This is a genomic window from Paracoccus sp. TD-10 (assembly GCF_048270675.1).
GTDB lineage: Bacteria > Pseudomonadota > Alphaproteobacteria > Rhodobacterales > Rhodobacteraceae > Paracoccus > Paracoccus pantotrophus.
The window spans coordinates 2137037-2162077 of the sequence record NZ_CP182418.1 but is presented as its reverse complement, the minus strand read 5'-3'; the positions used below and the strand labels follow the sequence as shown (position 1 = coordinate 2162077).

The 25041-nt window shown below is 70.3% G+C and carries 21 protein-coding genes; 11 read left to right on the top strand and 10 right to left on the bottom strand.

The genetic code is table 11. From position 1 onward, the window contains the following. Positions 1–206 precede the first annotated feature (206 nt). The 8 genes from mutL to ACNKFW_RS10695 all read right to left on the bottom strand — a co-directional run bounded on the left by mutL (position 207) and on the right by ACNKFW_RS10695 (position 10782). On the bottom strand, positions 207–2018 hold the full coding sequence (gene mutL, locus ACNKFW_RS10730; RefSeq protein ID WP_418024367.1) for a DNA mismatch repair endonuclease MutL: 1812 nt from the start codon (positions 2016–2018) through the stop codon (positions 207–209). A gap of 43 nt (positions 2019–2061) precedes the next feature. Continuing rightward, positions 2062–3390 carry a M16 family metallopeptidase gene (locus ACNKFW_RS10725; protein WP_024844039.1) on the bottom strand — a complete coding sequence of 443 codons (1329 nt, stop codon included), beginning with the start codon at positions 3388–3390 and terminating at the stop codon, positions 2062–2064. Beyond that, the gene (locus ACNKFW_RS10720; RefSeq protein WP_418024364.1) at positions 3387–4796 is read right to left on the bottom strand and encodes a M16 family metallopeptidase; all 1410 of its coding nucleotides are present in this window, start codon (positions 4794–4796) and stop codon (positions 3387–3389) included. Before ACNKFW_RS10720 ends, ACNKFW_RS10725 begins: the two co-directional genes overlap by 4 nt. Before the next feature lie 95 nt (positions 4797–4891). Beyond that, positions 4892–5464 carry a DUF3035 domain-containing protein gene (locus ACNKFW_RS10715; protein ID WP_024844037.1) on the bottom strand — a complete coding sequence of 191 codons (573 nt, stop codon included), beginning with the start codon at positions 5462–5464 and terminating at the stop codon, positions 4892–4894. A 31-nt stretch (positions 5465–5495) separates the two neighbouring features. Then, positions 5496–6191 (bottom strand): signal peptidase II, encoded by a 696-nt coding sequence (gene lspA / locus ACNKFW_RS10710; RefSeq protein ID WP_024844036.1) that lies wholly within the window; start codon positions 6189–6191, stop codon positions 5496–5498. Continuing rightward, positions 6191–7780 carry a bifunctional phosphoribosylaminoimidazolecarboxamide formyltransferase/IMP cyclohydrolase gene (gene purH, locus ACNKFW_RS10705; RefSeq protein ID WP_418024362.1) on the bottom strand — a complete coding sequence of 530 codons (1590 nt, stop codon included), beginning with the start codon at positions 7778–7780 and terminating at the stop codon, positions 6191–6193. Before purH ends, lspA begins: the two co-directional genes overlap by 1 nt. Before the next feature lie 40 nt (positions 7781–7820). Then, positions 7821–9470, bottom strand: coding sequence for a heparinase II/III family protein (locus ACNKFW_RS10700; protein ID WP_418024360.1), 1650 nt, complete (start codon positions 9468–9470; stop codon positions 7821–7823). Positions 9471–9498: 28 nt separating this feature from the next. Further along, positions 9499–10782, bottom strand: coding sequence for an RsmB/NOP family class I SAM-dependent RNA methyltransferase (locus tag ACNKFW_RS10695; RefSeq protein WP_418024358.1), 1284 nt, complete (start codon positions 10780–10782; stop codon positions 9499–9501). A gap of 54 nt (positions 10783–10836) precedes the next feature. On the opposite strand from ACNKFW_RS10695, the gene ACNKFW_RS10690 reads away from it, so the two are divergent. The 6 genes from ACNKFW_RS10690 to ACNKFW_RS10665 all read left to right on the top strand — a co-directional run bounded on the left by ACNKFW_RS10690 (position 10837) and on the right by ACNKFW_RS10665 (position 17416). After that, positions 10837–11010 (top strand): DUF1674 domain-containing protein, encoded by a 174-nt coding sequence (locus ACNKFW_RS10690; RefSeq protein ID WP_036747342.1) that lies wholly within the window; start codon positions 10837–10839, stop codon positions 11008–11010. A gap of 157 nt (positions 11011–11167) precedes the next feature. Further along, the gene (locus ACNKFW_RS10685; protein WP_024844032.1) at positions 11168–12337 is read left to right on the top strand and encodes an efflux RND transporter periplasmic adaptor subunit; all 1170 of its coding nucleotides are present in this window, start codon (positions 11168–11170) and stop codon (positions 12335–12337) included. A 3-nt stretch (positions 12338–12340) separates the two neighbouring features. Continuing rightward, positions 12341–15439, top strand: a complete 3099-nt coding sequence (locus ACNKFW_RS10680; protein WP_418024356.1) for an efflux RND transporter permease subunit — start codon at positions 12341–12343, stop codon at positions 15437–15439. Further along, positions 15436–16479, top strand: coding sequence for a selenide, water dikinase SelD (gene selD, locus ACNKFW_RS10675; protein ID WP_418024354.1), 1044 nt, complete (start codon positions 15436–15438; stop codon positions 16477–16479). Before ACNKFW_RS10680 ends, selD begins: the two co-directional genes overlap by 4 nt. Positions 16480–16574: 95 nt before the next feature. Then, positions 16575–16934: a hypothetical protein gene (locus ACNKFW_RS10670; protein ID WP_024844029.1), complete on the top strand. Its 360-nt coding sequence runs from the start codon at positions 16575–16577 to the stop codon at positions 16932–16934. Positions 16935–16996: 62 nt separating this feature from the next. Further along, the gene (locus tag ACNKFW_RS10665; protein ID WP_024844028.1) at positions 16997–17416 is read left to right on the top strand and encodes a PaaI family thioesterase; all 420 of its coding nucleotides are present in this window, start codon (positions 16997–16999) and stop codon (positions 17414–17416) included. A gap of 1 nt (position 17417) precedes the next feature. Here the strand turns inward: ACNKFW_RS10665 and ACNKFW_RS10660 are convergent, their stop codons facing one another. Beyond that, complete coding sequence (locus ACNKFW_RS10660) at positions 17418–18113, bottom strand: fumarylacetoacetate hydrolase family protein (RefSeq protein WP_418024351.1); 696 nt, start codon at positions 18111–18113, stop codon at positions 17418–17420. Between the two features lie 113 nt (positions 18114–18226). On the opposite strand from ACNKFW_RS10660, the gene ACNKFW_RS10655 reads away from it, so the two are divergent. From ACNKFW_RS10655 to ACNKFW_RS10645, 3 genes are read left to right on the top strand one after another with little or no spacing between them, the layout of a single operon-like run. Then, positions 18227–18880, top strand: coding sequence for a protein-L-isoaspartate O-methyltransferase family protein (locus ACNKFW_RS10655; RefSeq protein ID WP_024844026.1), 654 nt, complete (start codon positions 18227–18229; stop codon positions 18878–18880). A gap of 22 nt (positions 18881–18902) precedes the next feature. Continuing rightward, on the top strand, positions 18903–20297 hold the full coding sequence (locus ACNKFW_RS10650) for a TolC family outer membrane protein (protein WP_418024349.1): 1395 nt from the start codon (positions 18903–18905) through the stop codon (positions 20295–20297). Positions 20298–20326: 29 nt separating this feature from the next. Then, positions 20327–21082 (top strand): hypothetical protein, encoded by a 756-nt coding sequence (locus tag ACNKFW_RS10645; RefSeq protein ID WP_418024347.1) that lies wholly within the window; start codon positions 20327–20329, stop codon positions 21080–21082. A 339-nt stretch (positions 21083–21421) separates the two neighbouring features. Here ACNKFW_RS10645 and ACNKFW_RS10640 read toward each other — a convergent pair whose 3' ends face one another. Next, complete coding sequence (locus ACNKFW_RS10640; RefSeq protein ID WP_418024345.1) at positions 21422–22204, bottom strand: DeoR/GlpR family DNA-binding transcription regulator; 783 nt, start codon at positions 22202–22204, stop codon at positions 21422–21424. 186 nt (positions 22205–22390) lie between these two features. On the opposite strand from ACNKFW_RS10640, the gene glpK reads away from it, so the two are divergent. Beyond that, a complete protein-coding gene (gene glpK / locus ACNKFW_RS10635; RefSeq protein WP_418024343.1) occupies positions 22391–23878 on the top strand; it encodes a glycerol kinase GlpK in 1488 nt (495 codons plus the stop codon). Continuing rightward, positions 23875–25008: an iron-containing alcohol dehydrogenase gene (locus ACNKFW_RS10630; protein ID WP_418024341.1), complete on the top strand. Its 1134-nt coding sequence runs from the start codon at positions 23875–23877 to the stop codon at positions 25006–25008. The genes glpK and ACNKFW_RS10630 overlap by 4 nt, the downstream gene beginning before the upstream one ends. The last annotated feature ends 33 nt before the right edge of the window (positions 25009–25041 follow it).

The following is a 25041-nucleotide window of genomic DNA, read 5'->3' as shown; positions in this document are numbered from 1 at the left end:
TCGACCGGGCCTTGAATATCGGCCATCGTCGAAGGCTCTGACAACCGCACGCGCGTGGCCAGGTTCTTGACGCGGCGGCGGTTGCGGCCCTTGGGCGTGTCGGACGGGATGATGTCATCCTTGCCCGACACGCATCTCCAACCCCAGCGCGGTGCCGCCGGTTTTCGAAATATGGACAAGGACATAGCGATGCCGGTGCGAGGCGATCATCGCCCGAAAAGCCGCTCGATATCCGCCAGCTTCAACTCGATCCAGGTCGGGCGGCCGTGGTTGCATTGGCCGGATTTCGGCACCCGCTCCATCTCGCGCAGAAGTGCGTTCATCTCCTCCGCCGACATGCGCCGGCCCGAGCGCACCGAGCCGTGGCAGGCCATCGAGGACAGCACCGCATCGACCCGCGCCCGCAGCCGGTCCGATGCGCCCTGATCGGCCAGGTCGTCCAGGATGTCGCGGATCAGCCGCCGGGCGTCCAGGCGCTGGACCAGCGCCGGCACCTCGCGCACCGCCACGGCGCCGCCGCCGAAGGGCTCGATCACCAGCCCCAGCGCGGCAAGATCCTCGGCGATGGCCAGGATGCTTTGGGCCTCGGATTCGGACAGCTCGACGATCTCGGGGATCAGCAGGGCCTGGCTGGCGATGCCGCTGGCATCAAGCTGCGCCTTCAGCCGCTCATAAACCAGCCGCTCATGCGCGGCATGCTGGTCGACGATGACGATGCCATCGGCGGTCTGGGCGATGATCCAGTTCTCGTGCAATTGCGCGCGGGCAGCGCCGAGCGGCGCCTCGACCGACGCTTCGGGCTCCGGCTCGACCCTTGCGGTCGGCGCCTCGGCGAAACCCGGCGCCTGAAAGGCCAGGCTGGCGGCGATGGCCGGGGCCGAGGGGCGGGCGGGGCCGTAATGCGCCTGATAGCGGCGCGGCGGCTCGGAAACGGGTTCCGCCCGCGCCACTCCCAGCGCCGCCGCGGCCACGGTGGACGAGCTGCGATGCCCCGCCCCCGCCAGCGCGTGACGCAAGGCAGAAACCACCAGCCCGCGGGCAATGCCGGGTTCGCGGAACCGGACCTCGGCCTTGGCAGGATGCACGTTCACGTCGACCTGGTGCGGGTCGCAGGCCAGAAACAGTACCGCTGCCGGATGCCGCCCCGAGGCCAGCACGTCCATATAGCCCGCCCGCAGCGCCCCGGTCAGCAGCTTGTCGCGCACCGGCCGGCCGTTGACGTAAAGATGCTGCGCCACCGCCGCGCCGCGCGAATAGGTCGGCAGCGCGGCAAAGCCGGTCAGGGTGATGCCGTCGCGCGTCGCGTCGATGGGCAGGGCGTTGTCGATGAACTCGCGACCCATGACGCGCGCGAGCCGGGTCTGCAGGGCGCCGAACAGCTCGCCCTGCTCGGCATCGGCGCGGAACAGCACCCGGCCCTCGTCCTCGTCGGTCAGGGTGAAGCCGACATAGGGTTCGGCCATGGCCAGGCGGCGGACGACCTCGGCCACGGCCTGGGTCTCGGCCCGGTCCGAGCGCAGGAATTTCAGCCGCGCCGGGGTGGCAAAGAACAGGTCGCGCAGCTCGACCACGGTGCCGCGATTGCCGGCGGCGGGCTTGACCGGGCCGATGCGCCCGCCCGTGACGGCGATCTGCGCGCCGTCATGGCCGGCGGCGCGGCTGGTGATCGACAGCCGGCCCACCGCGCCCAGGCTGGGCAGCGCCTCGCCGCGAAAGCCGAAGCTGCGGATGTCCAGAAGGTCGCTGCCGTCGATCTTGCTGGTCGCGTGCCGGGCCAGGGCCAGCGGCAGATCCTCGGCCGTCATGCCGCAGCCGTCGTCGCTGACGCGGATCAGCGCCTTGCCGCCCTTGGCGATGGCGATGTCCACCCGCGCGGCCCCGGCATCCAGCGCATTCTCGACCAGTTCCTTGACCGCCGAGGCCGGGCGCTCGACCACCTCGCCCGCCGCGATGCGGTTGGCGGCGGCCTCGTCCAGCTGCCGGATCACGGGGCGCATCTGGGGGTCGTGATTGTTCATGCCCCCAGATCTAGCATTTCCCGCTGCGCCGGGAAAGGATTCGTCAATTGGTGGCGTCGATACCCTCGGGCCGGCCGACCAGAACGAAGCGGATCTGGCCGGCATGCAGCAGGCGCTTGGCGACGCGCTGCACGTCCGCGGCCGTCACCGCCTCGATCTTGCCGTTGCGGGTGTTGACGTAATCCGCCGGCAGGCCGATCAGCTGCATCCCGGCCAGAATGCCGGCGATCTTGCCGTTGCCGTCGAAGCGCAGCGCATATTCGCCGGTCAGATAGGTCTTGGCATCGGCCAGTTCCTTTTCCGTCACGCCGCCCTGGGCGAACCGGTCCCATTCCTGGCGGATCAGGCCGACCGCCTCGGCCACCTTGTCGTTGGCGCTGGCCATGCCGCCCTGCCAGGTCTCGCCATAGACGCCGTTCGCAAGGCCGGTGCGCACGCCATAGGTCAGCCCGCGCTTTTCGCGGATCTCGTCCATCAGCCGCGAGGAAAAGCCGCCGCCGCCCAGGATGTGATCGGCGACATAGGCGGCGAAGTAATCCGGGTCGGACATGGGCAGGCCGGGCTGGGCAAAGCTGACCACCGTCTGCGGGCTGTCCCAGTCGATCACCGTTACCCCGCCGGTCAGTTGCAGCCGGGCCTTGTCCGGCAGCGGGGCCGAGCCCTGCTCGGGCAGCCCGCCCAGCACCTTGTCGATCAGCCGGCCCAGTTCCTCGGCACTGATATCGCCAGCGGCCGCCACCACCACGCGGTCGCGGGCCAGAACGCGGTCCTTGGCCGCGATCAGGTCGTCGCGGCTCAGCGCCGCCACCGATTCGGCGGTGCCGTTGATCGAGCTGGCATAGGGATGCTCGCCCCAGGCCTGCCGCGCCAGCTCCTTGCTGGCGATGGCGTTCGGGTCGGTCGCCTCGGCGCGGATCACCGCCTGCAGCTGCGCCCGCACCCGTTCGACGGCATCGGGGTCGAAGCGCGGCTCGGCCAGTGCCTGGCGCAGCAATTCGGCCGCCTCATCGCGGTTCTCGGTCAGCATGCGGGCATTGACGGTCAGCGCGTCGTCCCCGACATCGAAACGGTTCTGTGCGCCCAGCCCCTCGACCGCCTCGGCATATTGCACCGAGTCCATCTGGCCCGAGCCTTCTTCCAGCAGCGCGGTCATCAGGCTGATCTGGCCGCGCTTGCCCGGCGCGTCCAGGCTGGCGCCGCCCCGGAACATCAAGGACAGCGCGGTGAAGGGGATCGAGTGATCCTCGACCAGCCAGGCCGTGATGCCGCCGGGCGAGGTGATCTGCTGGATCTCGATGGCGCGGGCCTGCTGAAGGCTGGCCGGCAGCGCGGCCAGCGCGACGAAGGCAAGGGCGGCAAGGGCGCGGATCATTCGGCTTCTCCCGGATTGGCGGTATCGGCAGAGACCGGTTCGGGCGCGGAATCGGCGCGGGCCTCGACCGGCGCCTCCGGCGGCGGCAGCAGCCAGCCGGTGACGCTGGCCCGGCTTTCCAGCACCAGTTTCGCGGCGGCCCGGATGTCCTCGGGGGTGACGGCGGCCAGGATGTCGGGCCAGTCGTTCACGTCCTCGACGGTCAGGCCGGTGGCCAGGCCCTGGCCATAGTCATAGGCCCGGCCATGCGCCGAATCCTGGGCATAGACGCGGCCGGCGCGGATCCGGGTCTTGACCCGCTCCAGCTGCGCGGGATCGGGGCCATCGGCCAGGAATTTCGCCAGCGCCGCGTCCAGCGCCGCCTCGGCCTCGGCATTCGACACGCCCGGCGCCGGCACCATCGAGATCGCGAAGGTGGTCGGATCGACCGCGAACCCGTCATAGGAGGCATTCACGTAAAGCGCCTTGCCGGTCAGAACCAGGTCGCGGGCCAGGACCGAGGTCTGGCTGGAACCCGCCAGCAGGTTGGCCAGCACGGTCAGCGCCGCGGCCTGCTGCTGTTCGCCCCGGTTGCGTTCGGGTGCGATCACGCTGCGGATCATCACCGGCTGGGCGACGCGGGCATCCACCCGCTCGATCCGCCGGGGCGAGCGCTGGATCGGTTCCTGCGGGCGCGGCTTGCGAGCGGCATCGGGCTTGGGCGGGATAAGGCCGTAATATTCTTCCGCCAGCTCCCGGACCTGCTCGGCCGTCACGTCGCCGGCGATGACCAGAACGGCGGCGTTCGGGGCGTAATGCGCGTCATACCAGGCGATGGCGTCCTCGCGCGTCAGCCCCTCCATCTCCTGCCGCCAGCCGATTACCGGGCGGCCGTAAGGGTGATTGTAGAACTGCACGGCGCTGCGTTCCTCGGCGAATTGCGCGCCGGGGTCGCTGTCGGTGCGCTGCGAGCGTTCCTCCAGCACCACCTGCCGCTCGGCCTGCCAGTCGTCCTCGCCGATCTTCAGATTGGCCATGCGGTCGGCTTCCATCTCCATGATCAGCGGCAGCCGGTCGCTGGCGATGCGCTGGAAATAGGTGGTGAAGTCATAGCTGGTAAAGGCGTTGTCCATGCCGCCATTGGCGGTCACGGTCCTGGAAAGCTCGCCCGGTCCCAGCTTGTCGGTGCCCTTGAACATCAGGTGCTCCAGGTAATGCGCGATGCCGGACTTGCCCGGCTGCTCGTCGGCCGAGCCGATGCGATACCACAGCATCTGTACGACGACCGGGGCGCGATGATCCTCGATCACCACGGCTTCAAGGCCGTTATCCAGGGTGAAATGGCTGATTCCCTCGGGCATTTCCGCCAGCGCGGGCGATGCGGCCAGCATGAGCGCAAGCGGTGCAAGTCGGGTCAGGATGGTCATGGGCAGGCTCCGGTTCCGGGTCGCGCCATGAACCTGCCCTTGTGCGCGGGTGCGCGCAAGCCTGCCGCCCCTCATCTCGGCGTGATCGGGGGCGATCAGTCCTCGCGCAGGATCGGCACGCGGTCGCGGACGCTGGGCCGGACCATCTCGCCGCCCCGGCTCATGCCGCGCGGGGGCGCGGCGGGCAGTTGCACGCCGGTCGGCCGCCACCGCTCCAGCTCCGTCCAGCTGTCCAACGTCATCGAGTCATAGGCGCGGTAATAGACATTGGTCCGCGCCAGCACCTCGAGCGCGCGGCGGGAATGGCGGCTGCGCCAGGCCAGATCCTCTTGCGCGGTGGTCTGGCGGATCGCCGGGTCGCGGCCCAGCCGCGAGGCATGGGCGATCAGCGCCGCGTCCGCGGCGCCGACGCCCTGGGCGGAAAGCTGGCCGGGATTGCCGCCCAGCGCCGCTACGGCATCGGCATGGGGCGTCGGATCGGTGATGTTGCCGCCCCCCGGCGTCGGTGTCGGCAGCACGTTCAGGTCGGCCGGCATCTGCAAGGGCCTGGTCGGCAGGATCGAGAACTCGTCAGGGCTGGAGCGGCCGGCGCTGGTGTTCATCAGACGCGGATCGCTGCTGCAAGCGGCCAGCAGCAGCGTGGTCATGGTCAGCGCGATCGCCCGCATCTTCCGTCCCTCTTGTTCTTCCGGCCCGTTCTTAGCGCGTATTGCCGGGCTCGTCACGGGTCTTGTCGTCCAGCGCCAGTTCCGCCTGCGCATCCTCGCCGGGCAGCGTCGGTTCGCCGTTCGCGGGGCGGGGTTTCGGCGCCCGCGGCTTGGCCGGGGCGCGGCGTTTCCTGGGCTCGGGCTTCTTTTCCGGCGGCAGCAGCACCAGTCCCAGCGCACCCAGGAAGATCGCGATATCGGCCACGTTGAAGCTATAGGGGTTGCGCCAGCCCGGCAGCGACATGTTCAGGAAATCCGCGACCGCGCCATAGGTCAGCCGGTCCACGACATTGCCCAGCGCGCCGCCGATCAGCAGCCCGGCCGAAAGTTGGGCAAAGCGCGAGGGCTTGGCGCGTCCGACCCAGATCCCGACCCAGAGGCAGACGGCCAGGGCGATGGCGATCAGCACCCAGCGCATCACCTCGACATCGCTGGCGAACAGGCCGAAATTCATGCCTTGGTTCCAGGCCATGCGCAGGTTCAGCCAGGGGTCGATCACGTCGATCTCGCGCAGCTGGTCCAGCCGCAGCACATGCACGACCAGGTATTTCAGTGCCTGATCCAGCAGGAAGACCAGCCCCGCCACCAGCGCCACATTGCGCCCGACGCGCGGCGGCGGCGGCTTTTTCGAGCGCCGCTTCCGGGCCGCCGGGCTTTTCCGCGGCTTGGGGGTCGCGGTCTCGGCCATCAGTGGCGGAAATGCCGCTGGCCGGTAAAGACCATGGCCAGGCCCAGCCGGTCCGCGGCCTCGATCACCTCGGCGTCGCGCATCGAGCCGCCGGGCTGGATCACCGCCCGCGCGCCCGCCGCCGCCAGCGCCTCGACCCCGTCCGCGAAGGGGAAGAAGGCGTCAGAGGCCACCGAGGAACCGATGGTCAGCGCCTGCGCCAGGCCCAGCGCCTCGGCCATATCCTCGGACTTGCGCTTGCCGATGCGGGTCGAATCGACGCGGCTCATCTGGCCGGCGCCGATGCCGACGGTCGCCAGGTCGCGGGCATAGACGATGGCGTTCGACTTCACATGCTTGGCCACGGTCCAGGCGAAAAGCAGGTCGGCCAGTTCCTGGTCAGTCGGCTGGCGCTTGGTCACCACCTTCAGGTCGGCGGGCAGGATGCGGCCGTTGTCGCGGCCTTGCACCAGGAAGCCGCCGGCGACCTGGCGGAAGGCCAGCCCCGGCGCGGCCGGATCGGGCAGCCCGCCGGTGGTCAGCAGGCGCAGGTTCTTCTTGGCGGCGAAGATTTCCTTCGCCTCGTCACTGGCGTCGGGGGCGATGACCACCTCGGTAAAGATCTCGGTGATCGCTTGCGCGGTCTCGGCGTCCAGCGTGGTGTTCAGCGCGATGATGCCGCCGAAGGCCGAGGTGCGGTCGCAGTCGAAAGCGCGCCGATAGGCATCGACGGCGCTGTCGCCGCGGGCCACGCCGCAGGGGTTGGCGTGCTTGATGATCGCCACCGCCGGGCCCTGGGTCGGGTCGAACTCGGCCACCAGTTCAAAGGCGGCGTCGGTGTCGTTGATGTTGTTGTAGGAAAGCTCCTTGCCCTGCCATTGCCGCGCGGTGGCGACGCCCGGCCGGTCCGAGCCGTCCTTGTAGAAGGCGGCGGACTGGTGCGGGTTCTCGCCATAGCGCAGGCTTTGCGCAAGCTGGCCCGAAAAGCTGCGCCGGCGCGGCGTTTCCTCGCCGATGGCGCCGGCCATCCAGGTCGAGACTGCGGCGTCATAGGCGGCCGTCCGGGCATAGGCGATCTGCGCCTGCCGCTGGCGGAAGGCCAGGCTGGTGCGGTCGTCATTGGCGTCAAGCTCGGCCAGCACGGCGGCGTAATCCTCGACATCGACCACCACCGTCACGAAGGCGTGGTTCTTGGCGGCGGCGCGGATCATCGCCGGACCGCCGATGTCGATGTTCTCGATGCAATCGTCATGGGCGGCGCCCTTGGCCACCGTCGCCTCGAACGGATACAGGTTGACGACCAGCAGGTCGATCATGCCGATCCTGTGCGACCGGGCGGCGGCCATGTGCTCCTCGTTGTCGCGCAGCGCCAAGAGACCGCCATGGACCACCGGGTGCAGCGTCTTGACCCGGCCGTCCATCATCTCGGGAAAGCCGGTCACGTCGGCCACGTCCACCACGCTCAGCCCCGCCTCGCGCAGCGCCTTGGCGGTGCCGCCGGTGGACAGGATCTCGACGCCCCGCGCCGAAAGCGCCCGCGCGAAATCGATCAGCCCGGTCTTGTCGGAAACGGAAATCAGCGCGCGCTTCAGCGGAATGCGGTCGGTCATCGGTCGGTAGCCCCGTGCGGTGGATGGCGGATTTGGCCCGTCACCTACCCCCGGAACGCGCCAAGGTCCAGCCGATCTGGATCGCCCGGCCCAGCAGATGCGCGGAAATCACCATCTGCCGCGAGGGGCGCGGCTCGGCCAGGGCGCGGTCGAGCAGGCAGGACGCCTCCAGCCGCAGCTGCCCCACGCCGTCATGGGTGAACAGCCATTCCTCGCCACCCGGCAGGGTCAGGTGGATGTCCTGCCCCTGCTGGCGGGCCTGGACCTCGGGGTGCAGGTGGAAGCGGATGTCGAAGGCCAGCCCCTCCTCCGGACGGACCTGGTCCAGCCGGGCCTGGGCGCTGGCATCCAGCGCCGCCAGCGAATCCTCGCCCTTGAGGCCCATGCCGTCGGGGTCGAGCCATAGCTCGCGCAGATGCGTCAGCCCGTGGCTGGCCAGCCAGCCGTCATGGCCGGCCAGCAGATGCGCCGGTTCCGGCGAATGCGCCGGGCCGCAATCCGGGGCGGTCAGGTTGCCCAGCGCGTCGCAATCGCCGGCCCAGACCAGGTCGGGACGCTCGGTCAGGATGTCGGGCTCGCCCTCCTGCCGGTTCGGGTTCAGCCGCGACGAGGACAGGCCGGCCAGGCACAGCGCCGAATGGCAGGGCGTGGCGCGGCTGGCCCTGGCCCAGAGCGGGCCGAAGCCGTCGCCGGGGCCGCAATTCACGATCAAGGGCTGGCGCGCCACGGTCAGTTCGAAGGCCAGGGTCGAGGCATGGGCGCGCACCGCCGCCGGACCGCCGGGCGGCGGCGCCGCATCCAGGATCAGCGTGGTGCGGGCCCGCGCCATGCGGGCAAAGCCCATGGCCAGCCCGCTGGCCGGCAGGGCGGGGCCTTCGGCCGCGCGCAGGCAGCGGTCCAGCCGCCCGGCCGCGCCGCGCCCGCCGCCATGGAAGCTGGGCAGCGCACCGTCGGCATGGCGCAGCGCCCGCAGGATCGGCGCGATCTCGGCGATGATGGCGTGCAGCTCGGGCGGGCAGTCCAGCCCCACCTCTTCGGCGACCTCCTGCGCCCAGACCAGCAGCGCCATCGCCTCCAGCAGCGATTCGGGCGCGCGCGCCTCGGACAGGGTGGCGACGCCCATGGCGTCGGCCTCTTCGGCCAGGGCGATCAGCGCCGGCTGCGCCAGGGCCTGGCGGTCGCGCAGCGACATGGCGCCGATGGCGAGCCCCGCCAGCGCCTCGATCCGGCACAGCCCGTCGGTGCTGTCGAACCATTTGTCGCGCAGGTGAAGCAGGTGCTGGTCGAGGGCGCGGAAATAGGGCTCGGCCCCGTCGCGGTCCAGGCCCGGCAGGATCATCCCGGCATGGAAGATCCAGCGCAGCACCCGCCGCCCGGCGACCTGGGGCGCCCATTCCGGCGTCTCGGGCTGCGGCTGACGATGCCGGCGCAGCCAGCGCAGCACATGGTCCTGGGCGATGGCGCGGGCACGGGGCGTGCCCACGGCGGCAAGATCGTCGAGCCAGCCGAAGCCGGCCAGTTCGGCCGCGACGCTGGCGGGCAGGTCGGCGGCGAAGAAATCGCCCGAGAGCGTGATGCCGCCCAGGTGCAAGGTACCCGCGGCGATCTGTTCGCCGCGGCCGGGATGGCCGATGGCCTTGGGTTCGGGGCGGCGCAGGAATCCCCGGGGCGCGACGGTGCTATCGGTCATGGGCAACATTCACTAGGACGGCGCAACCTTAGGTCCGCTCGGCGGATTTCCGCAAGCGCGCGATGAAGAACCCGTCCATGCCGCCGCGTTCCGGCCACAGGTCCGGGCGCAGCCGCAAGCCGCCTCCGGGCGTGATCCAGCCCGGCTCGATGCCGGTGGCGCGGGGCGGCTCGATTGCCAGGCCGGGATGGCGGGCCAGGGCGGCGGCCAGCTGGTCCTCGCCCTCGGCCGGCAGGAGCGAGCAGGTGGCATAGACCAGCCGCCCGCCGGGCTTGAGCAGCGTGAGTGCATGGTCGATCAGCCGCGCCTGCAATCCGGTCAGTTCGGCAAGGCCGGCACCGTCGCGGATGCGCGGCAGCTCGGGATGGCGGCGGATGGTGCCGGTAGCCGAGCAGGGCGCATCCAGCAGCACCGCGTCCAGCGGCTGGTCGGGGTGCCAGTCCAGCGCATCCGCCGCGACCAGCCGGGCGGAAAGCCGGCAGCGGGCCAGGTTCTCGGCCACGCGGGCCAGGCGCGGCTCGGAGATGTCCAGCGCCGTGACCTCGGCCCCGGCGGCGGCGAGTTGCAGCGTCTTGCCGCCGGGCGCGGCGCAAAGATCGGCGATCGCCTCGCCCGGCTGCGGGTCCAGCACCCGCACCGCCAGCGCGGCGGCCGCGTCCTGCACCCACCAGTTCCCCTCGGCATAGCCGGGCAGGGCCGAGATCTGCGCGGCGGCGGGCAGCCGGTGCGAGCCGGTCGGCAGCGCCTCTCCGGGACAATCCGCGTCCCTGGGCGTCAGGTCCAGGGCTGCGCCGGCCTCATGCGCGGCCTCGATGGCGCGGGCGATATCCTCGCCCCAGGCGGCGACGATGGGGGCGCGCAGCCAGGGCGGCATCTTTTGCGGCGAGAGCCGCGCCCAGGCCTCGGCGGCGCCGGCGATCTTGCGCAGCACCGCGTTCACCATGCCGGCCGCCGCCTGTCCCTTTGGCCCCGAGGCGCGGGCCAGAGCCACGGCGGCGTTGACCGCGCCATGCGGCGCCTCGCCCAGGGCCAGCATCTCGACGGTGGCCAGCCGCAGGATGCGCATGATCTCGGGCCGCGGCCGGCGGGCCAGCAGCGGCGCCAGCAGCAGGTCGGCGCGGTCCGCCCGGCGCAGCACCTCAAGCGCCAGGCGGCGGGCGCGGGCGCGGTCGGGCGGCGACAGGCGCTCGGTCAGCGCCGCCGCCTCGTCCAGCGTCGCGCCCTCGTCCACCGCGCCGAGCAGGCGCAGCGCGCCCTTGCGCGCCCCGTCCCTGGTCCCGTCCCTGACCGTCTTGCCCTGTGCCTTGTCCAAAGCCTGCCCCTTGCCTAGATTGGTCCGGTCTAGCGTGAAGCAGGGGAAACCGCCATGACCGACCGCAAGGATCTGCCGCCCGCCGCCCAGCGCGCGCTGGCCGAGGCCGAGGAGCGCCGCCGCAAGCAAAAGCCGCTGGAGCTGCCGGTCGAACTGGGCGGGCGCGACGGGCCCGAGCCGGTGCGCTATGGCGATTACGAAAAGAAGGGCATCTGCGTCGATTTCTGATCCGCTGCGCCCGGCCGCCCGGTCGCATGGGTATTTGGAGAACGGAGAAATCCGCCCTGCTGGCGAATCCGTGATCGGGAATGAGCCGGCCGTTTACTTGCCATTGGGGTTCGGCGTCTAAACAATGCGCCAACCACCAAACCGCAAGGAACGGCAGATGGCCTCTGGGCAGGGGATGATGAGATGGGCGGCGCTGGCGATCCTGCTGGCGGGCCCGGCTTTCGCGCAGCAGGGACCGGGGGCGCGCGGACCGCAAGGTCCGACCCAGGTCGGGGTGATGGCCACTGCCGAGGAGGACGTGCCCTATACTGTCACCCTGCCCGGCCGCGCCATCGCCTATCAGCAGACCGGCATCCGGCCGCAGGTCGGCGGGGAAGTCCTGGAGATCGCCTATGATCCCGGCAGGCCGGTCAAGGCCGGCGACGTGCTGTTCCGGCTGGACCCCGAGACCCTGGCCGCGGCGCTGGCCGCTGCCGAGGCCGCGGTGGCCGGGGCCGAGGCCAGCCTGACCCAGGCGCAGAATACCGTCACCCGCTATCGCCGGCTGGAGGGGTCGGGCGTCTCGGCCGTGGAGCGGGCCAATGCCGAGGTGGCGCTGAAACAGGCCGAGGCCGACCTGAAATCGGCCGAAGCCGCGCGGGACGCGGCGCGGCTGGCCTTGCAGCGCACCGAGATCAGGAGCCCGCTGGACGGGGTGGCGGATGTGGCGGCGGTCTCGGTCGGGGATCTGGTGACGGCAAGCCAGTCCGAATCGCTGACCACCATCACCCAGCTCGACCCGATCTATGTCGATGTCTCGGAATCCAGCGCCCGCATGCTGCGCAACCGGGCGCGCATCAGTGCCGGCCAGCTGGTCGTCAACGGCGGGGTAACGACGCAGCTGATCCTGGAGACCGGCGAGGAATACCAGGGCGAGGGGCGGATCGTCAGCCCCGGCATCGCGGTCTCGCCCACCACCGGCACGGTGCCGATCCGGCTGCAATTCGACAATCCCGACCGGATGATCCTGCCCGGCCAGTTCCTACGCGTGCAGCTGACGCTGGGCACCACCCGCGCCGTGCTGGTGCCGCAGCGCGCGACCAGTCGCGCCTCGGACGGCACGCTGACCGCCTTTGTCGCCCGCGACGGCAAGGCGCAGCAGGTCACGCTGAGCGAACAGGGCAGCTATCGCAACAGCTGGATCGTCACCCAGGGCATCAATCCGGGCGAGCAGCTGATCGTGGACGGGCTGGAAAACCTGCGCGCCGGCGCCGAAATCGCCACCGTCCCCGTCACCATCGACGCCCAGGGCGTCGTGCGCGAGGTCGATGAGCGCGGGGAAGGCTAGGACATGGCGCAATTCTTCATTCACCGCCCGGTCTTTGCCTGGGTGCTGGCCATCGTGACCATGCTGATCGGCACCTGGTCGCTGATCGGCCTGCCGGTCTCGCAATATCCCGACATCGCGCCGACCACGATCCGCATCACCGCCAGCTATTCCGGGGCGACGGCGCGGGCGGTGCAGAACTCGGTCACCACGCCGATCGAGGATGCGCTGACCGGGCTGGACGGGCTGCTCTATACCATCTCGACGGCCTCGACCGGGCGCAGCGTGATCGAGATGGTCTTCGACGACAGCGTGGACCCGGTCGATGCGCTGAACGAGGTGCAGTCCAAGGTCCGCTCGGTCGAAAGCCGGCTGCCGACGCCGGTGCAGAACGACGGCGTGTCGGTCACGCGCTCGTCCTCGTCGATCCTGATGGTCGGCTCGCTGGTCTCGACCACCGGGCAGCATTCCACCATCGAGCTGGGCAACCTGCTGGAGCAGGTGGTCGAGGGCCCGGTCAAGCGCACCGAGGGCGTGGGCGGGGTCAATGTCTTTGGCTCGGGCTATGCCATGCGGATCTGGATGGACCCGCTGCGGCTGGCGCAGTTCCAGCTGACCCCCACCGACCTGACCACCGCCGTGGCGCAGCAGAACAGCACCGTCTCGGTCGGCGCGCTGGGCGAGCAGCCGGTGGTGGCGGGCCAGCAGTTCACCGCCAACATCACCGCGCAAAGCCAGCTGACCTCGGTCGAGGATTTCCGCAACATCCTGCTGAAGACCGGCGAGGACGGCGCCACCGTGCGGCTGGGCGACGTGGCCGAGGTCGAGATCGGCCAGACCCGCTATGGCCGCGATTCGCGCTATAACGGCATGAACGCCTCGGGCTTCGCGGTGAACCTGGCCACCGGCGCCAACGCGGTCGAGACGGCCAGCGCGGTGCGCGCCACGCTGGAGGGGCTGAAGAACGCCCTGCCCGAGGGGGTCGAGGTGCATATCGCCTATGACACCGCGCCCTTCGTCGAACTGTCGATCGAGAAGGTCTATCACACGCTGATCGAGGCCATCGGGCTGGTCTTCCTGGTGATCCTGCTGTTCTTGCAGAACTGGCGCGCGACGCTGATCCCGATCATCGCCATTCCGGTCGTGCTGCTGGGCACCTTCGGCATGCTGGCGGCGCTGGGATATTCGGTCAATACGCTGACCATGTTCGCCATGGTGCTGGCTATCGGCCTTTTGGTGGACGACGCCATCGTCGTGGTCGAGAACGTCGAGCGGGTGATGGAGGAGGACGGGCTGGGCCCGGTCGAGGCCACGGAAAAGAGCATGGGCCAGATCAGCGGCGCGCTGGTCGGCATCGCGCTGGTCCTGTCGGCGGTGTTCCTGCCCATGGGCTTCATGCCCGGCTCGACCGGGGTGATCTATCGCCAGTTCTCGGTCACGATCATCACCGCCATGGTGCTGTCCCTGCTGGTGGCGCTGATCCTGACCCCGGCGATGTGCGCGAGCCTGCTGCGCCAAAGCCACGGCCCGGCGCGCTTTGCCCCCGCCCGCTGGTTCAATGCGGGCTTCGAGCGGGTGACGCGCGGCTATTCCGCCACCGTGCGCCGCAGCCTGCGCCGGCCGTTCCTGGTCATGCTGCTGCTGGCCGCGATCAGCTATGGCGCCACCGACCTGTTCGGCCGCATGCAAACCACCTTCATCCCCGGCGAGGACCAGGGCGTGCTGCAATCGCGCATCACCCTGACCGAGGGCTCGACCGCGCAGCAGACCGCCGCCGTGGTGCAGGAGATCGAGCAATACATGCTGACCGAGGAAAGGGAGGCGGTGGATTCGGTCTTTGTCGCCATGGGCTTCGGCTTTTCGGGCACCTCGCAAAGCCGGGCCATGGTCTTTGTCAAGCTGCGCGACTTCGACCAGCGCAAGGATCCGGCGCTTTCGGCCAGCGCCGTCGCCTCGCGTGCCAATGCACGCTTCCAGAACCATCGGGCGGGACGCATCACCTTCCTGCAGCCGCCGGCGATTCCGCGGCTGGGCAATGCGGCCGGCTTCAGCATGTTCCTGCTGGACCAGTCCGGCGGTGGGACCGAGGCGCTGACCCAGGCCGCCGAGGCGCTGGAGCGGGCGGCGGCCGAGGATCCGCGCCTGCAAAGCGTCGAAAGCAGCGGCACCGAATCCGAGGCGGCGCTGAAGATCGACATCGACCAGCAAAAGGCGGAAAGCCTGGGCGTCAGCCTGTCAGGGGTGAATGCCATGCTCTCGACCATCTTCGCCGGGACCGAGGTGAACGATTTCTCGCTGGGCGCGCAATTGCGGCCGGTGATCGTCCAGGGGGCGGCGGCCAACCGCATGCAGCCCGAGGACGTGGACAGCTGGTATGCCCGCAACGCCAATGGCGAGATGGTGCCCTTTACCGCCTTCATGACCACCCGCTGGGAGCCGGTCGAGCCGAGCCTGTCGCGCATGGACAGTATCGACGCCATCGAGATCACCGGCCAGCAGAGCGACAGCGCCAGCTCGGGCGAGGCGATGGCGGCCATGGAGGAACTGGTGGCGCAGCTTCCCGGCGGCTATGGCACGGCCTGGACCGGGCTTTCCTATCAGGAGCGGCAATCGGGCAACCAGGCGCCCTGGCTTTTCGCGCTGTCGGCGCTGGTGGTGTTCCTGTCGCTGGCGGCGCTTTACGAAAGCTGGTCGGTTCCGTTCTCGGTCATGCTGGCGGTGCCGGTCGGCGTCCTGGGCGCAGTGGTGGCGGCGCTGACCTTCGGCCAGGCCAATGACGTCTATTTCAAGGTCGGCATCCTGACCACCATCGGCCTGGCGGCCAAGAACGCCATCCTGATCGTCGAATTCGCCCGCGACCTGGAGCAATCCGGCCGCGCCACCGTCGCGGCGGCGGTCGAGGCGGCGCTGCTGCGGCTGCGGCCGATCCTGATGACCTCGCTGGCCTTTATCCTGGGGGTGCTGCCGCTGGCCATCGCCACCGGGGCGGGGGCGGCGGCGCAGAACTCGATCGGCATCGGGGTGATGGGCGGGATGATGGCGGCGACCTTCCTTGGCATCTTCATGGTCCCGGCCTTCTACGTTACCGTGCGCCGGCTGACCGACAGGAGAGCCCGGACATGAACGACCTTCCCCGACTGACCTCGCTGGCGCATGGCGGCGGCTGCGGCTGCAAGCTGGCGCCCTCGGTCCTGCGCGAATTGCTGGCCGACCAGCCCCTGGCGCAGGCGTTCCCGCAATTGCTGGTCGGGACCGAGACCTCGGACGACGCCGCGGTCTGGCAGGTCGACGACAACACCTGCGTCATCGCCACCACCGATTTCTTCATGCCGATGGTGGACGATCCGCGCGCCTTCGGCCGCATCGCCGCGACCAATGCGATTTCCGACATCTATGCCATGGGCGGCCGGCCGATCATGGCGCTGGCCATCCTGGGCATGCCGATCGACAAGCTGGCCCCCGAACAGATCCGCGAGATCCTGGAGGGCGGGCGCGAGATCTGCCATGAGGCCGGCATTCCGGTGGCGGGCGGCCATTCCATCGACGCGCCCGAGCCGATCTACGGGCTGGCGGTGATCGGTCTCTGCCATCCGTCCGAACTGCGCCGCAATGCCGATGCGCGGCCGGGCGATGCGCTGATCCTGACCAAGGGGCTGGGCGTCGGCATCTATTCCGCCGCCATCAAGAAGGGCGCGCTGGACGCGGCCGGGATCGCCGAGATGATCGGCTCGGCCACCACGCTGAACCGCATCGGCGCCGACCTGGCGAAGCGCGGCGACGTGCATGCGATTACCGACGTGACCGGCTTCGGCATCCTGGGCCACGGGCTGGAGATCGCGCGGGGCGCCGGGCTGCGGCTGCGGCTGCGGCTGGCCGACCTGCCGCTGCTGTCGCGGGCGGCGGAACTGGCCGAGGCGGGATTCGTCACCGGTGCCTCGACCCGGAACTGGGCCGCCTATGGCGCCGAGGTCGAACTGCCCGAGGGGCTGGCGCCCTGGCAGCGGGCGCTGCTGACCGATCCGCAGACCTCGGGCGGGCTCCTGGTCGCCTGCGCGCCCGGGGCCGCCGGCGAGGTGCTGGATTTCATCCGCGGCGCGGGTTTCCCGCTGGCGGCCGTCGTCGGCCATGCCGAGCGGGGGGGCGCGGGCATCCTGGTCGAATAGCGCCGGGATTCCTGGGTATTTGGGGAACGAAGAAGCGGCGGGCGGCGCGGAACCCGGCGCTGCAGCGGACGTTGGGACGCAGGAGGATGCAGCCCATGCCCCAGATTTCCCCGTTCCGTTCCCTGGCCCTGAGCCTGGCGCTGGCCTGCCTGGCCGCGCCGCTTTCGGCACAGACCGCACCGGCCGCCGAGGAGCAGCCGCAGCAGTCCGCCCAGGCCGCGGCGGGCGAATGCCCACCCGCAGCAGCCCAGGCCGAACCCGCGACGCCCGAGACCGCCTTGGCCGACGGCACGGCGCCCGAGAACTCGGGCTCGACCGGCTGGACGGGCGGCACCGGCGGGTCGATGATCGGCACCAACCCTTCGGGTGCGGATCACGCCAGCCGGACCTGGCAGCCGCCCACCGCCCGGGGCCTTGATCTTGCCGGCCATCCCGAACCGGCGCCGGCCTGCTGATCCGGCGGACGATTGACGCTGGCGCCCCGGCCGCGGAAGATGCGGGCAAAACGGGGACCGCGATGACCGACGACCAGAATCCTGCCGCCATCGAGGCGCATTCGCCCTATTCCGAATCGCTGGAGATGCAGGTGGTCGCCGCCACGCTCGACGAGGTGGTGCTGCGCATGCCGGTGACGCGCAGCCTGACCAATCGCAACGGCGTGCTGCATGGCGGCGCGATCATGAGCCTGGCCGATCATGCCGCCGGCACCGCCACCCATCTGCGCCTGCCCCAGGGCGCGGCCACCACGACGCTGGAAAGCAAGACGAACTTCCTGCGCCCGATTCGCCTGGGCGACGTGGCCGAGGCCCGGCCCCGGCCGCTGCACCTGGGCCGGACCACGATGATCTGGCAGACCGATATCCTGCGCGGCGACGGCAAGCTTGCTGCCGTGGTGATCCAGACCCAGCTGGTGCTGGAATGGAAGGAGCCCGGCTGAGCTATTGCGCCGGACCGATGGTCAGTTCGACCGGTTCCAGCCCCTCGACCTCGCCGGCCAGCCGGTCGCCTTCCGCAACCGCGCCGACCCCGGCGGGCGTGCCGGTCATGATCAGGTCGCCCGGCGCGAGGTGGTAATAATGCGACAGGTCCGCGATCAGTTCCGGGATGGACCAGACCATGTCCGAAATCGGCGCATCCTGCCGCAGGGCGCCGTTCACCTCCAGCCGGATGCGTTGCCTCGCCGGGGTGAAGTCCCGCGCCGGGGTGAGCGCCGAGAACACGGCCGCCCCCTCGAAATTCTTGCCCAGATCCCAGGGATGGCGCTTGTCCTTGGCCCGCGCTTGCAAGTCCCGCCGCGTCATGTCGAGGCCCGTGCCATAGCCCCAGACCGCGGCCATCGCCTGCGCCGGCGCGATGCGGAAGGCGGGGGCGCCGATCGCCACCACCAGCTCGATTTCGTGATGCAGGTCGCGCGTGCCGGGCGGATAGGGCAGGGTCGCGCCACTTTGCCGCACCGCATGGGCGGATTTCAGGAAATAGAACGGCGCCTCGCGGTCGACCTCGGCCCCCATCTCGGCGGCATGGGCGGCATAGTTGCGCCCGACGCAGAAAATGCGGTTTGCCGGGAATCGCGCGTCCTGGCCGGAAACCGGCAGCGCGGCGGGCGGGGGCGGGGGGAACAGATATTCGCTCATGCCCGCGACCCTGCCACGGCAATGCAGTCGCGGCAAGAATGCGGGCGCCGTTGCCCGCACCGGATTTTCATGGCAAGAGAGCGTAAAGCCAACCGAATGCAGGGTTCGCATACATGACCGATTTCGCGCAGCGCCGCACCATGATGGTCGACACTCAGGTGCGTCCGAACGAAGTGACCAGCTATCCCGTCATCGAGGCGATGCTGAACGTCCCGCGCGAGCAGTTCGTCCCCGAATCGCGCCGGGACGTGGCCTATGCCGGCAACAATATCGACCTTGCCCCCGGCCGCGTCCTGCTGGAGCCGCGGACGCTGGGCAAGATGATGGATGTGCTGAACCTGCAAAACGGCGACCTGGTGCTGGATGTCGGTTGCGGCTACGGCTATTCCGCCGCCGTCATGGCCCGCATCGCCGAGGCCGTCGTCGCGCTGGAAGAGGACGCCGCGATGGCTGCCGAGGCGGAAAGCCGGCTGGCGGCGCAGGACGTGTTCAACGTCGCCGTGGTCCAGGGCGCGCTTTCCGAGGGCTGCGCCGGCCAGGCCCCCTATGACGCCATCCTGATCGAGGGTGCGGTCGAGCAGGTGCCCCAGGCGCTGGCCGAACAGCTGCGCGAGGGCGGCCGCATCGTCGCCATGTTCCGCGAGGGCAATCTGGGCACCGTCCGCATCGGCCACAAGCTGGACGGGCGGTTGAACTGGCGCTTTGCCTTCAATGCCGTCGCCCCGCTGCTGCCGGGCTTTGCGCGTCCGCGGGGTTTTGTCTTGTGATTCCGACAGGAAAGGCCATGGCATGTTTCGCAAAACGCTGAGAACTCTGCGGCCTCCGCTGATCGCAGCCCTGCTTGCGGGCGCGACGACCGCCCCGGCCGGGGCCGAATCGCTGGCCGATGCCATGGTCGCAGCCTATCGCCACTCGGCGCTGCTGGAGCAGAACCGCGCCGTGCTGCGCGCCGCGGACGAGGACGCGGCCACCGCCCTGGCCCAGCTGCGCCCGGTCGTGCAATGGATCGCCGAACACAGTTTCCAGAAGATCAACGGCCTGGCCATCGGCCGCTCGACCGGCATCGGGCTGCAGGCCCAGATCACGCTTTACGACTGGGGCCGCAACGCTATCGCCATCGACGCGGCCAAGGAGACCGTGCTGGCCACCCGCGCCGCGCTGGTCGGCGTGGAACAGGACGTGCTGCTGGGCGCGGTCCAGGCCTATCTGGACGTGCGCAGCGCGACCGAACAGGTTGATCTGCAAGCCAATTCCGTGCGGGTGATCGGTCAGGAGCAGCAGGCCGCCTCGGATCGTTTCGAGGTGGGCGAGATCACCCAGACCGACGTGTCGCAGGCCGATGCCGCCCTGGCCGCGGCGCGCGCCAGCCTGGCGGCCGCACGCGGCAATCTGGAGGTCGCGCGCGAGGCCTATCGCGCCGCGACCGGCCGGGCGCCGGGCCAGTTGGCGCCGCCGCCGCCCACGCCGGCGCTGCCCGCCTCGCTCGAGGCGGCGCGGCAGATCGGCCAGCGCAGCCATCCGGCGATCCTACAGGCGCAGCGCCTGGCCGCCGCTGCCGAACTGGGCGTCGCCGCCGCTGCCGCCGCGCGCAATCCGACGCTGACCGGCCAGGCCAGCATCGGCCGGTCGAAGGAATTGCCGATCCAGGGGCAGGAATCGACCCGCAACACGCTGGGCGCTTCGCTCAGCCTGTCGCAGACGATCTATTCCGGCGGCCGACTGCCCTCGGCGCATCGCAAGGCCATGGCGCAGCGCGACCAGGCGCGGGCCGGGCTGCTTCAGGTGTCGCGCCAGGTCGATGAGGCGGTCGGCCGGTCCTGGGCAGGCATCGACGTGGCAAGGGCGCAGATCAGTGCCATCGACGAGCAGATCGTCGCCGCGCAGCAGGCCTACGAAGGCGTGCGCGAAGAGGCGACGCTGGGCGCGCGCACGACGCTGGACGTGCTGGATGCCGAGCAATTGCTGCTCGAGGCGCGGGCCAACAAAATCTCGGCCGAGGCCAATCTGCAATTAGCACATTATCAACTTCTGGCTGCTATGGGTCTGTTGACGGTGGAAAACCTGAAACTGGGGATACCGACCTATGACCCATCGGCCTATTACAATGCGGTGCAGGACGCACCCTATACCAGCAGGCAGGGCGAAAGCCTCGACCGCGTCTTGCGCGCGCTCGGCAGGGACTGACGCCGCCGCCCTCGATCCGGGGGCACATCATGCAGCATGAGGTTATGCGGCCACTGGCGCCGGGCCCCGGCTCGGACAATGTCGGCGACGTTCTGGCCTCGATCCGCCGGCTCATCGCCCAGGATGAGGCGGGCTGCCGTATCCCGGACCCGGCGCTGAACGCGCTGCCGGCCGAGGGCGAGGCGTCGCCGGCGCAGACCGCGCCGCTGCCGGCGGGCCGTCCGGCATTCCCTGCGCGAATCACCCCCTTGGTGCTGGATAGCAGCACCCTGGTCGCGGGCCAGCCTATGAAAGCTCCGCAAGCTGGCGCCCCTTCGGCATCGGAGCCGCAGGTCTTCGGCGATTGGCTGCGCATGCCGCCGGCCGAGGAATCTGCGGCGGTCGAGGCCGCGCCGGTGCGGTCAGATGCGACCGAACCCGCGCAAGCCGATGCGGGGACCACACCCGCCCCCCACCAACCCCTTGGCCCTTTGCCCGAGGCGCCGACAAGCACCATTCTGCAAATGGAGGAAACCATGCTGCATGCCAATGCTTCCGTGACCCCGATCAACCCGGCTGCCCAGGCACAGGCCGCCGAAGCCATGGCCCGCGACACCGGCGAGCCGCATCTTTTCGCGCCCCAGGACAAGGATGCGCAAAAGGGCACCCATCTGCGTGGCATGATCCGCGAGGCGATCCGGCAGGAGCTTCAGGGCGAGATCGGCAACCGGCTCAGCCGTAACCTGCAACAGATGATCCGGCACGAGATCGAACTGGCGTTGCGGCAGATGTGCGAACAGGACTGAGCCGGCGTCGCGGCAGCGGGTTTCGGCCGCCGCGCGCCGGTCCGGGACGGGGTTCCGCTTCGTCTTGCCCTGAGCATGCGTCTCGATCTGGCCGGTTGCGAGGGATGCCCGTCGTGCTTCATTTGCCGACCGGCTTCGCGCCGCAAGCCAGGCCTGGGGGGCTTTCCCGAGGGCTGCGGGATCGGTTCAGCGCGATGCAGAGCCGTTTCAGCCCGCGCGTCGGATGGGCGGTCGCGCCCTTCGTCAGCCGGCTGTCGGTGCCGGATCGCCTTTGGCCGTCCCGGCGCGGCGACCCGGTCATCCGCCGATCGTTCGTGCCGGGCTGGTTCCGGTTGTTCGTCAATCCGCGCTCTGGCTTGCCGGGGGACAAAGCCGCACTTCGGTGCGCCATTCCGTGCAGCGCCGGTGCAGATCCTGGGGCAGGGGCTGGTCGGTGAAGACGGCGTCCAACTCGGCCAGGCTGGCGATGCGGGCCGGCGCCGGGCGGCCGATCTTGGAATGATCCGTGACCAGGAAGGCGCGGCGCGACTGGCGCAGGATGGCGCGGCTGACCCGCACCTCGGCCAGGTCGAAGTCCAGCAGGTCGCCGTCATGGTCCAGCGCCGAAGTGCCGATGACCGCGTAATCCACCTTGAACTGCTCGAAGAACTGGGTGGTGAGTTCCCCCACCAACCCCCCGTCCGAGCGGCGCAGCGTGCCGCCCGTCACCATGATCTCGCAGCCCGGATTGGCCAGCAGGATATTGGCGACATTCATGTTGTTGGTGATGACGGTGATGTTGGAATGATGGATCAGCGCGCGGGCCACCGCCTCGGTCGTGGTGCCCAGGTTCAGGATCAGGCTGCAATTGTCGGGGATCTCCGCCGCGCAGGCCGCGCCGATGGCGGCCTTGGCATCGGCATTCATGCGCCGTCGCGCCTCGTAGCCCAGGTTGACCGCGCCGGCGCGCGGCACCGCCCCGCCATGCACGCGGTCCAGAAGGCCCGCCCCCGCCATCTCGCCCAGGTCGCGGCGGATCGTCTGCAAGGTCACGTCGAAACGCTGCGCCAGATCCTCGACCAGCACCCGGCCTTCGGCACGGGCGAGTTCCAGGATCTCGTTCTGGCGTATGCTGAGCGCCACCGGGCTCTCCATCGGCTGGATCGCGATCACTTTATGCGATCAAGCCTCGCGCGCAAGCGTTCCTTGCGGGGCATGGAACCGGCGCCGATGTTCGGATCGCGGCGATCCGCCCGGAAACGAAAGCCGCTTGACCGACCGGATGCCGCGGTGCAGCCTGCGCATCACCCCGATGACAGCAGGCCGCCGATGACCCATATCCTTGCCATCGACCAGGGCACGACTTCGTCCCGGGCCATCGTCTTTGACGCTGGCCTGCGTCCGGTCGCCTCGGCGCAGCACGAGTTTGCGCAGCACTACCCCTCCTCGGGCTGGGTCGAGCATGACCCTTCGGACCTTTGGGTCAGCGTGGCGGGCGTGGCGCGCGCGGCGGTGGAGAAGGCCGGGATCCATACCCGCGACATCGCCGCCATCGGCATCACCAACCAGCGCGAGACCACGCTGCTCTGGGACCGGCAGACCGGCCGGCCGCTGCACCGCGCCATCGTCTGGCAGGACCGCCGCACCGCCGATCTTTGCGCCCGGCTGAGCGCCGAGGGGCACGAGCCGATGATCGCCGCCCGCACCGGCCTGCTGCTCGATCCCTATTTCTCGGGCTCCAAGCTGAAATGGCTGCTCGACCATGTCGAGGGCGCCCGCGCCCGCGCCCGGCGCGGCGAACTGGCCTTCGGCACCGTCGACAGCTGGCTGATCTGGAACCTGACCGGCGGTAAGGTGCATGCCACCGACGCCACCAACGCTGCGCGCACGCTGCTCTACAACATCGCCGAGAACCGCTGGGACGCCGAGATCTGCGCGCTTTTCGACATTCCCATGCAGCTTCTGCCCGAGGTCAGGGATTGCGCCGCCGATTACGGCACCACGCGGGCGGACCTGTTCGGGCGCGAGATCCCGATCCTGGGGGTTGCGGGCGATCAGCAGGCGGCGACGGTGGGCCAGGCCTGCTTCGCGCCGGGCATGATGAAATCGACCTATGGCACCGGCTGTTTCGCGCTGCTGAACACCGGCGCGGACATGGTGGCCTCGACGAACCGCCTGCTGACCACCATCGCCTATCGGCTGGGGGGGCGGACGACCTATGCGCTGGAGGGGTCGATCTTCATCGCCGGTGCGGTGGTGCAATGGCTGCGCGACGGGCTGGGGCTGATCGGTCGGGCATCCGAGACGCAGGCGCTGGCCGAGGCGGCGGATCCGGGTCAGGATCTGGTCCTGGTGCCGGCCTTCACCGGGCTTGGGGCACCCTATTGGCGGCCGGATTGCCGCGGTGCAATCTTCGGGTTGACGCGGGCCTCGGGCCCGGCCGAGCTGGCGCGGGCGGCGCTGGAGAGCGTGGGTTTCCAGACCCGCGACCTGTGGGAGGCGATGCGGGCGGATTGGCCGGCTGCGGCGCGGGGCGTGCTGCGGGTGGATGGCGGCATGGCGGCGAGCGGCTGGACCATGCAGTTCCTGGCCGACATTCTGGGCGCGCCGGTGGATCGCCCGGCGGTGACCGAGACGACGGCGCTTGGCGCGGGCTACCTGGCGGGGTTGCAGGCGGGCCTGTGCCCGCCGCCCGAGGATTTCGCCCGCGCCTGGTCGCTGGAGCGCCGCTTCGAACCCGCCATGCCCGATGCCGACCGCGAGGCCCGATACGCAAGGTGGAAAGCCGCCGTCGCCGCAACGATGGGGGTGGTATGACCGCGTTTTCCTTTGCCCTGCCGGGCCGGGTGGTCTTTGGCCGCGGCGAGGCGCAGAGGGCGCCGGCGCTGATCCGCGCCCATGGCCCGCGCGGCGTGCTGGTGCATGGCGCGAACCCGGCCCGCGCCGCCTGGCTGCTCGACGCGCTGCGCGCCGAGGGCGCCGAGGTCATGGCCGTGACCTGCGGGGCCGAGCCGACCCTGCCCATGCTGGAGGCGGCGCTGGATCAGGCCAGGGGCTTCGGCGCCGATTGGGTCGCGGCGCTGGGCGGCGGCGCGGCGCTGGATCTGGGCAAGGCGCTGGCGGCGCTGATCCCGGCGCCGGGTGGAATCATGGATCACCTGGAGGTGGTTGGCCGTGGCCTGCCGCTGGCCGCCCCGCCCTTGCCCTTCATCGCCCTGCCGACCACCGCCGGCACCGGCGCCGAGGCGACGCGCAACGCGGTGATCGGGCTGCCCGAGCATGGCCGCAAGGTCTCGATCCGGGACGAGCGCATGCTGCCGCGCCTGGCCATCGTCGATCCGGCCCTGACCGACCATTGCCCGCGCGCGGTGACGCTGGCCTCGGGGCTCGATGCGCTGGCGCAGGTGATCGAGCCCTATGTTTCGGCCCGCGCCACGCCCTTTACCGATGCGCTGGTGCGTCCCGCGATCCTGCCGGGCCTGCGGGCGCTGAAGCGGCTGATCGAGGCCGAGGATGCGGCGGCGCGCGACGTGATGGCCTGGGTCAGCCTTTGCGGCGGGATGGCGCTGGCGAATGGCGGGCTGGGCGCGGTCCACGGCCTTGCCGGCGTGATCGGCGGCGTGACGCCCGCCGCGCATGGCGCGATCTGCGGCGCGTTGCTGGGGCCGGTGCTGGCGATGAACCGTGCCCACAGTCCCGACCCGACCCGCATCCACGAGGTCTGCGGCGAGATCGCCGGCGTTCTCGGCGGTGGTGCCGGCGAGGCGCCGCAAGGGCTTTCCTGCTGGGCGCGTGCCGCCGGGCTGCCAGGGCTGGGCGCGCAGGGGTTGGACCCGGCCCGGCACCGGGCGGTGGCCGAAGCCTCGCTCGGCAGTTCCTCGATGAAGGGCAATCCCTTCGTCCCCTCGGTGCCGCAGCTGTGCGAGGTCTTGCGCGAGGCAGGCTGAGGGGGCCGTCGGCCGGTTTTCGGCGCGGGTCGC

Coding starts and splice junctions, on each gene's coding strand:
- mutL (WP_418024367.1), bottom strand. CDS start 2,018: ATGAACAATCACGACCCCCAGATGCGCCCCGTGATCCGGCAGCTGGAC.
- ACNKFW_RS10725 (WP_024844039.1), bottom strand. CDS start 3,390: ATGATCCGCGCCCTTGCCGCCCTTGCCTTCGTCGCGCTGGCCGCGCTG.
- ACNKFW_RS10720 (WP_418024364.1), bottom strand. CDS start 4,796: ATGACCATCCTGACCCGACTTGCACCGCTTGCGCTCATGCTGGCCGCA.
- ACNKFW_RS10715 (WP_024844037.1), bottom strand. CDS start 5,464: ATGCGGGCGATCGCGCTGACCATGACCACGCTGCTGCTGGCCGCTTGC.
- lspA (WP_024844036.1), bottom strand. CDS start 6,191: ATGGCCGAGACCGCGACCCCCAAGCCGCGGAAAAGCCCGGCGGCCCGG.
- purH (WP_418024362.1), bottom strand. CDS start 7,780: ATGACCGACCGCATTCCGCTGAAGCGCGCGCTGATTTCCGTTTCCGAC.
- ACNKFW_RS10700 (WP_418024360.1), bottom strand. CDS start 9,470: ATGACCGATAGCACCGTCGCGCCCCGGGGATTCCTGCGCCGCCCCGAA.
- ACNKFW_RS10690 (WP_036747342.1), top strand. CDS start 10,837: ATGACCGACCGCAAGGATCTGCCGCCCGCCGCCCAGCGCGCGCTGGCC.
- ACNKFW_RS10685 (WP_024844032.1), top strand. CDS start 11,168: ATGGCCTCTGGGCAGGGGATGATGAGATGGGCGGCGCTGGCGATCCTG.
- ACNKFW_RS10680 (WP_418024356.1), top strand. CDS start 12,341: ATGGCGCAATTCTTCATTCACCGCCCGGTCTTTGCCTGGGTGCTGGCC.
- selD (WP_418024354.1), top strand. CDS start 15,436: ATGAACGACCTTCCCCGACTGACCTCGCTGGCGCATGGCGGCGGCTGC.
- ACNKFW_RS10670 (WP_024844029.1), top strand. CDS start 16,575: ATGCCCCAGATTTCCCCGTTCCGTTCCCTGGCCCTGAGCCTGGCGCTG.
- ACNKFW_RS10665 (WP_024844028.1), top strand. CDS start 16,997: ATGACCGACGACCAGAATCCTGCCGCCATCGAGGCGCATTCGCCCTAT.
- ACNKFW_RS10660 (WP_418024351.1), bottom strand. CDS start 18,113: ATGAGCGAATATCTGTTCCCCCCGCCCCCGCCCGCCGCGCTGCCGGTT.
- ACNKFW_RS10655 (WP_024844026.1), top strand. CDS start 18,227: ATGACCGATTTCGCGCAGCGCCGCACCATGATGGTCGACACTCAGGTG.
- ACNKFW_RS10650 (WP_418024349.1), top strand. CDS start 18,903: ATGTTTCGCAAAACGCTGAGAACTCTGCGGCCTCCGCTGATCGCAGCC.
- ACNKFW_RS10645 (WP_418024347.1), top strand. CDS start 20,327: ATGCAGCATGAGGTTATGCGGCCACTGGCGCCGGGCCCCGGCTCGGAC.
- glpK (WP_418024343.1), top strand. CDS start 22,391: ATGACCCATATCCTTGCCATCGACCAGGGCACGACTTCGTCCCGGGCC.
- ACNKFW_RS10630 (WP_418024341.1), top strand. CDS start 23,875: ATGACCGCGTTTTCCTTTGCCCTGCCGGGCCGGGTGGTCTTTGGCCGC.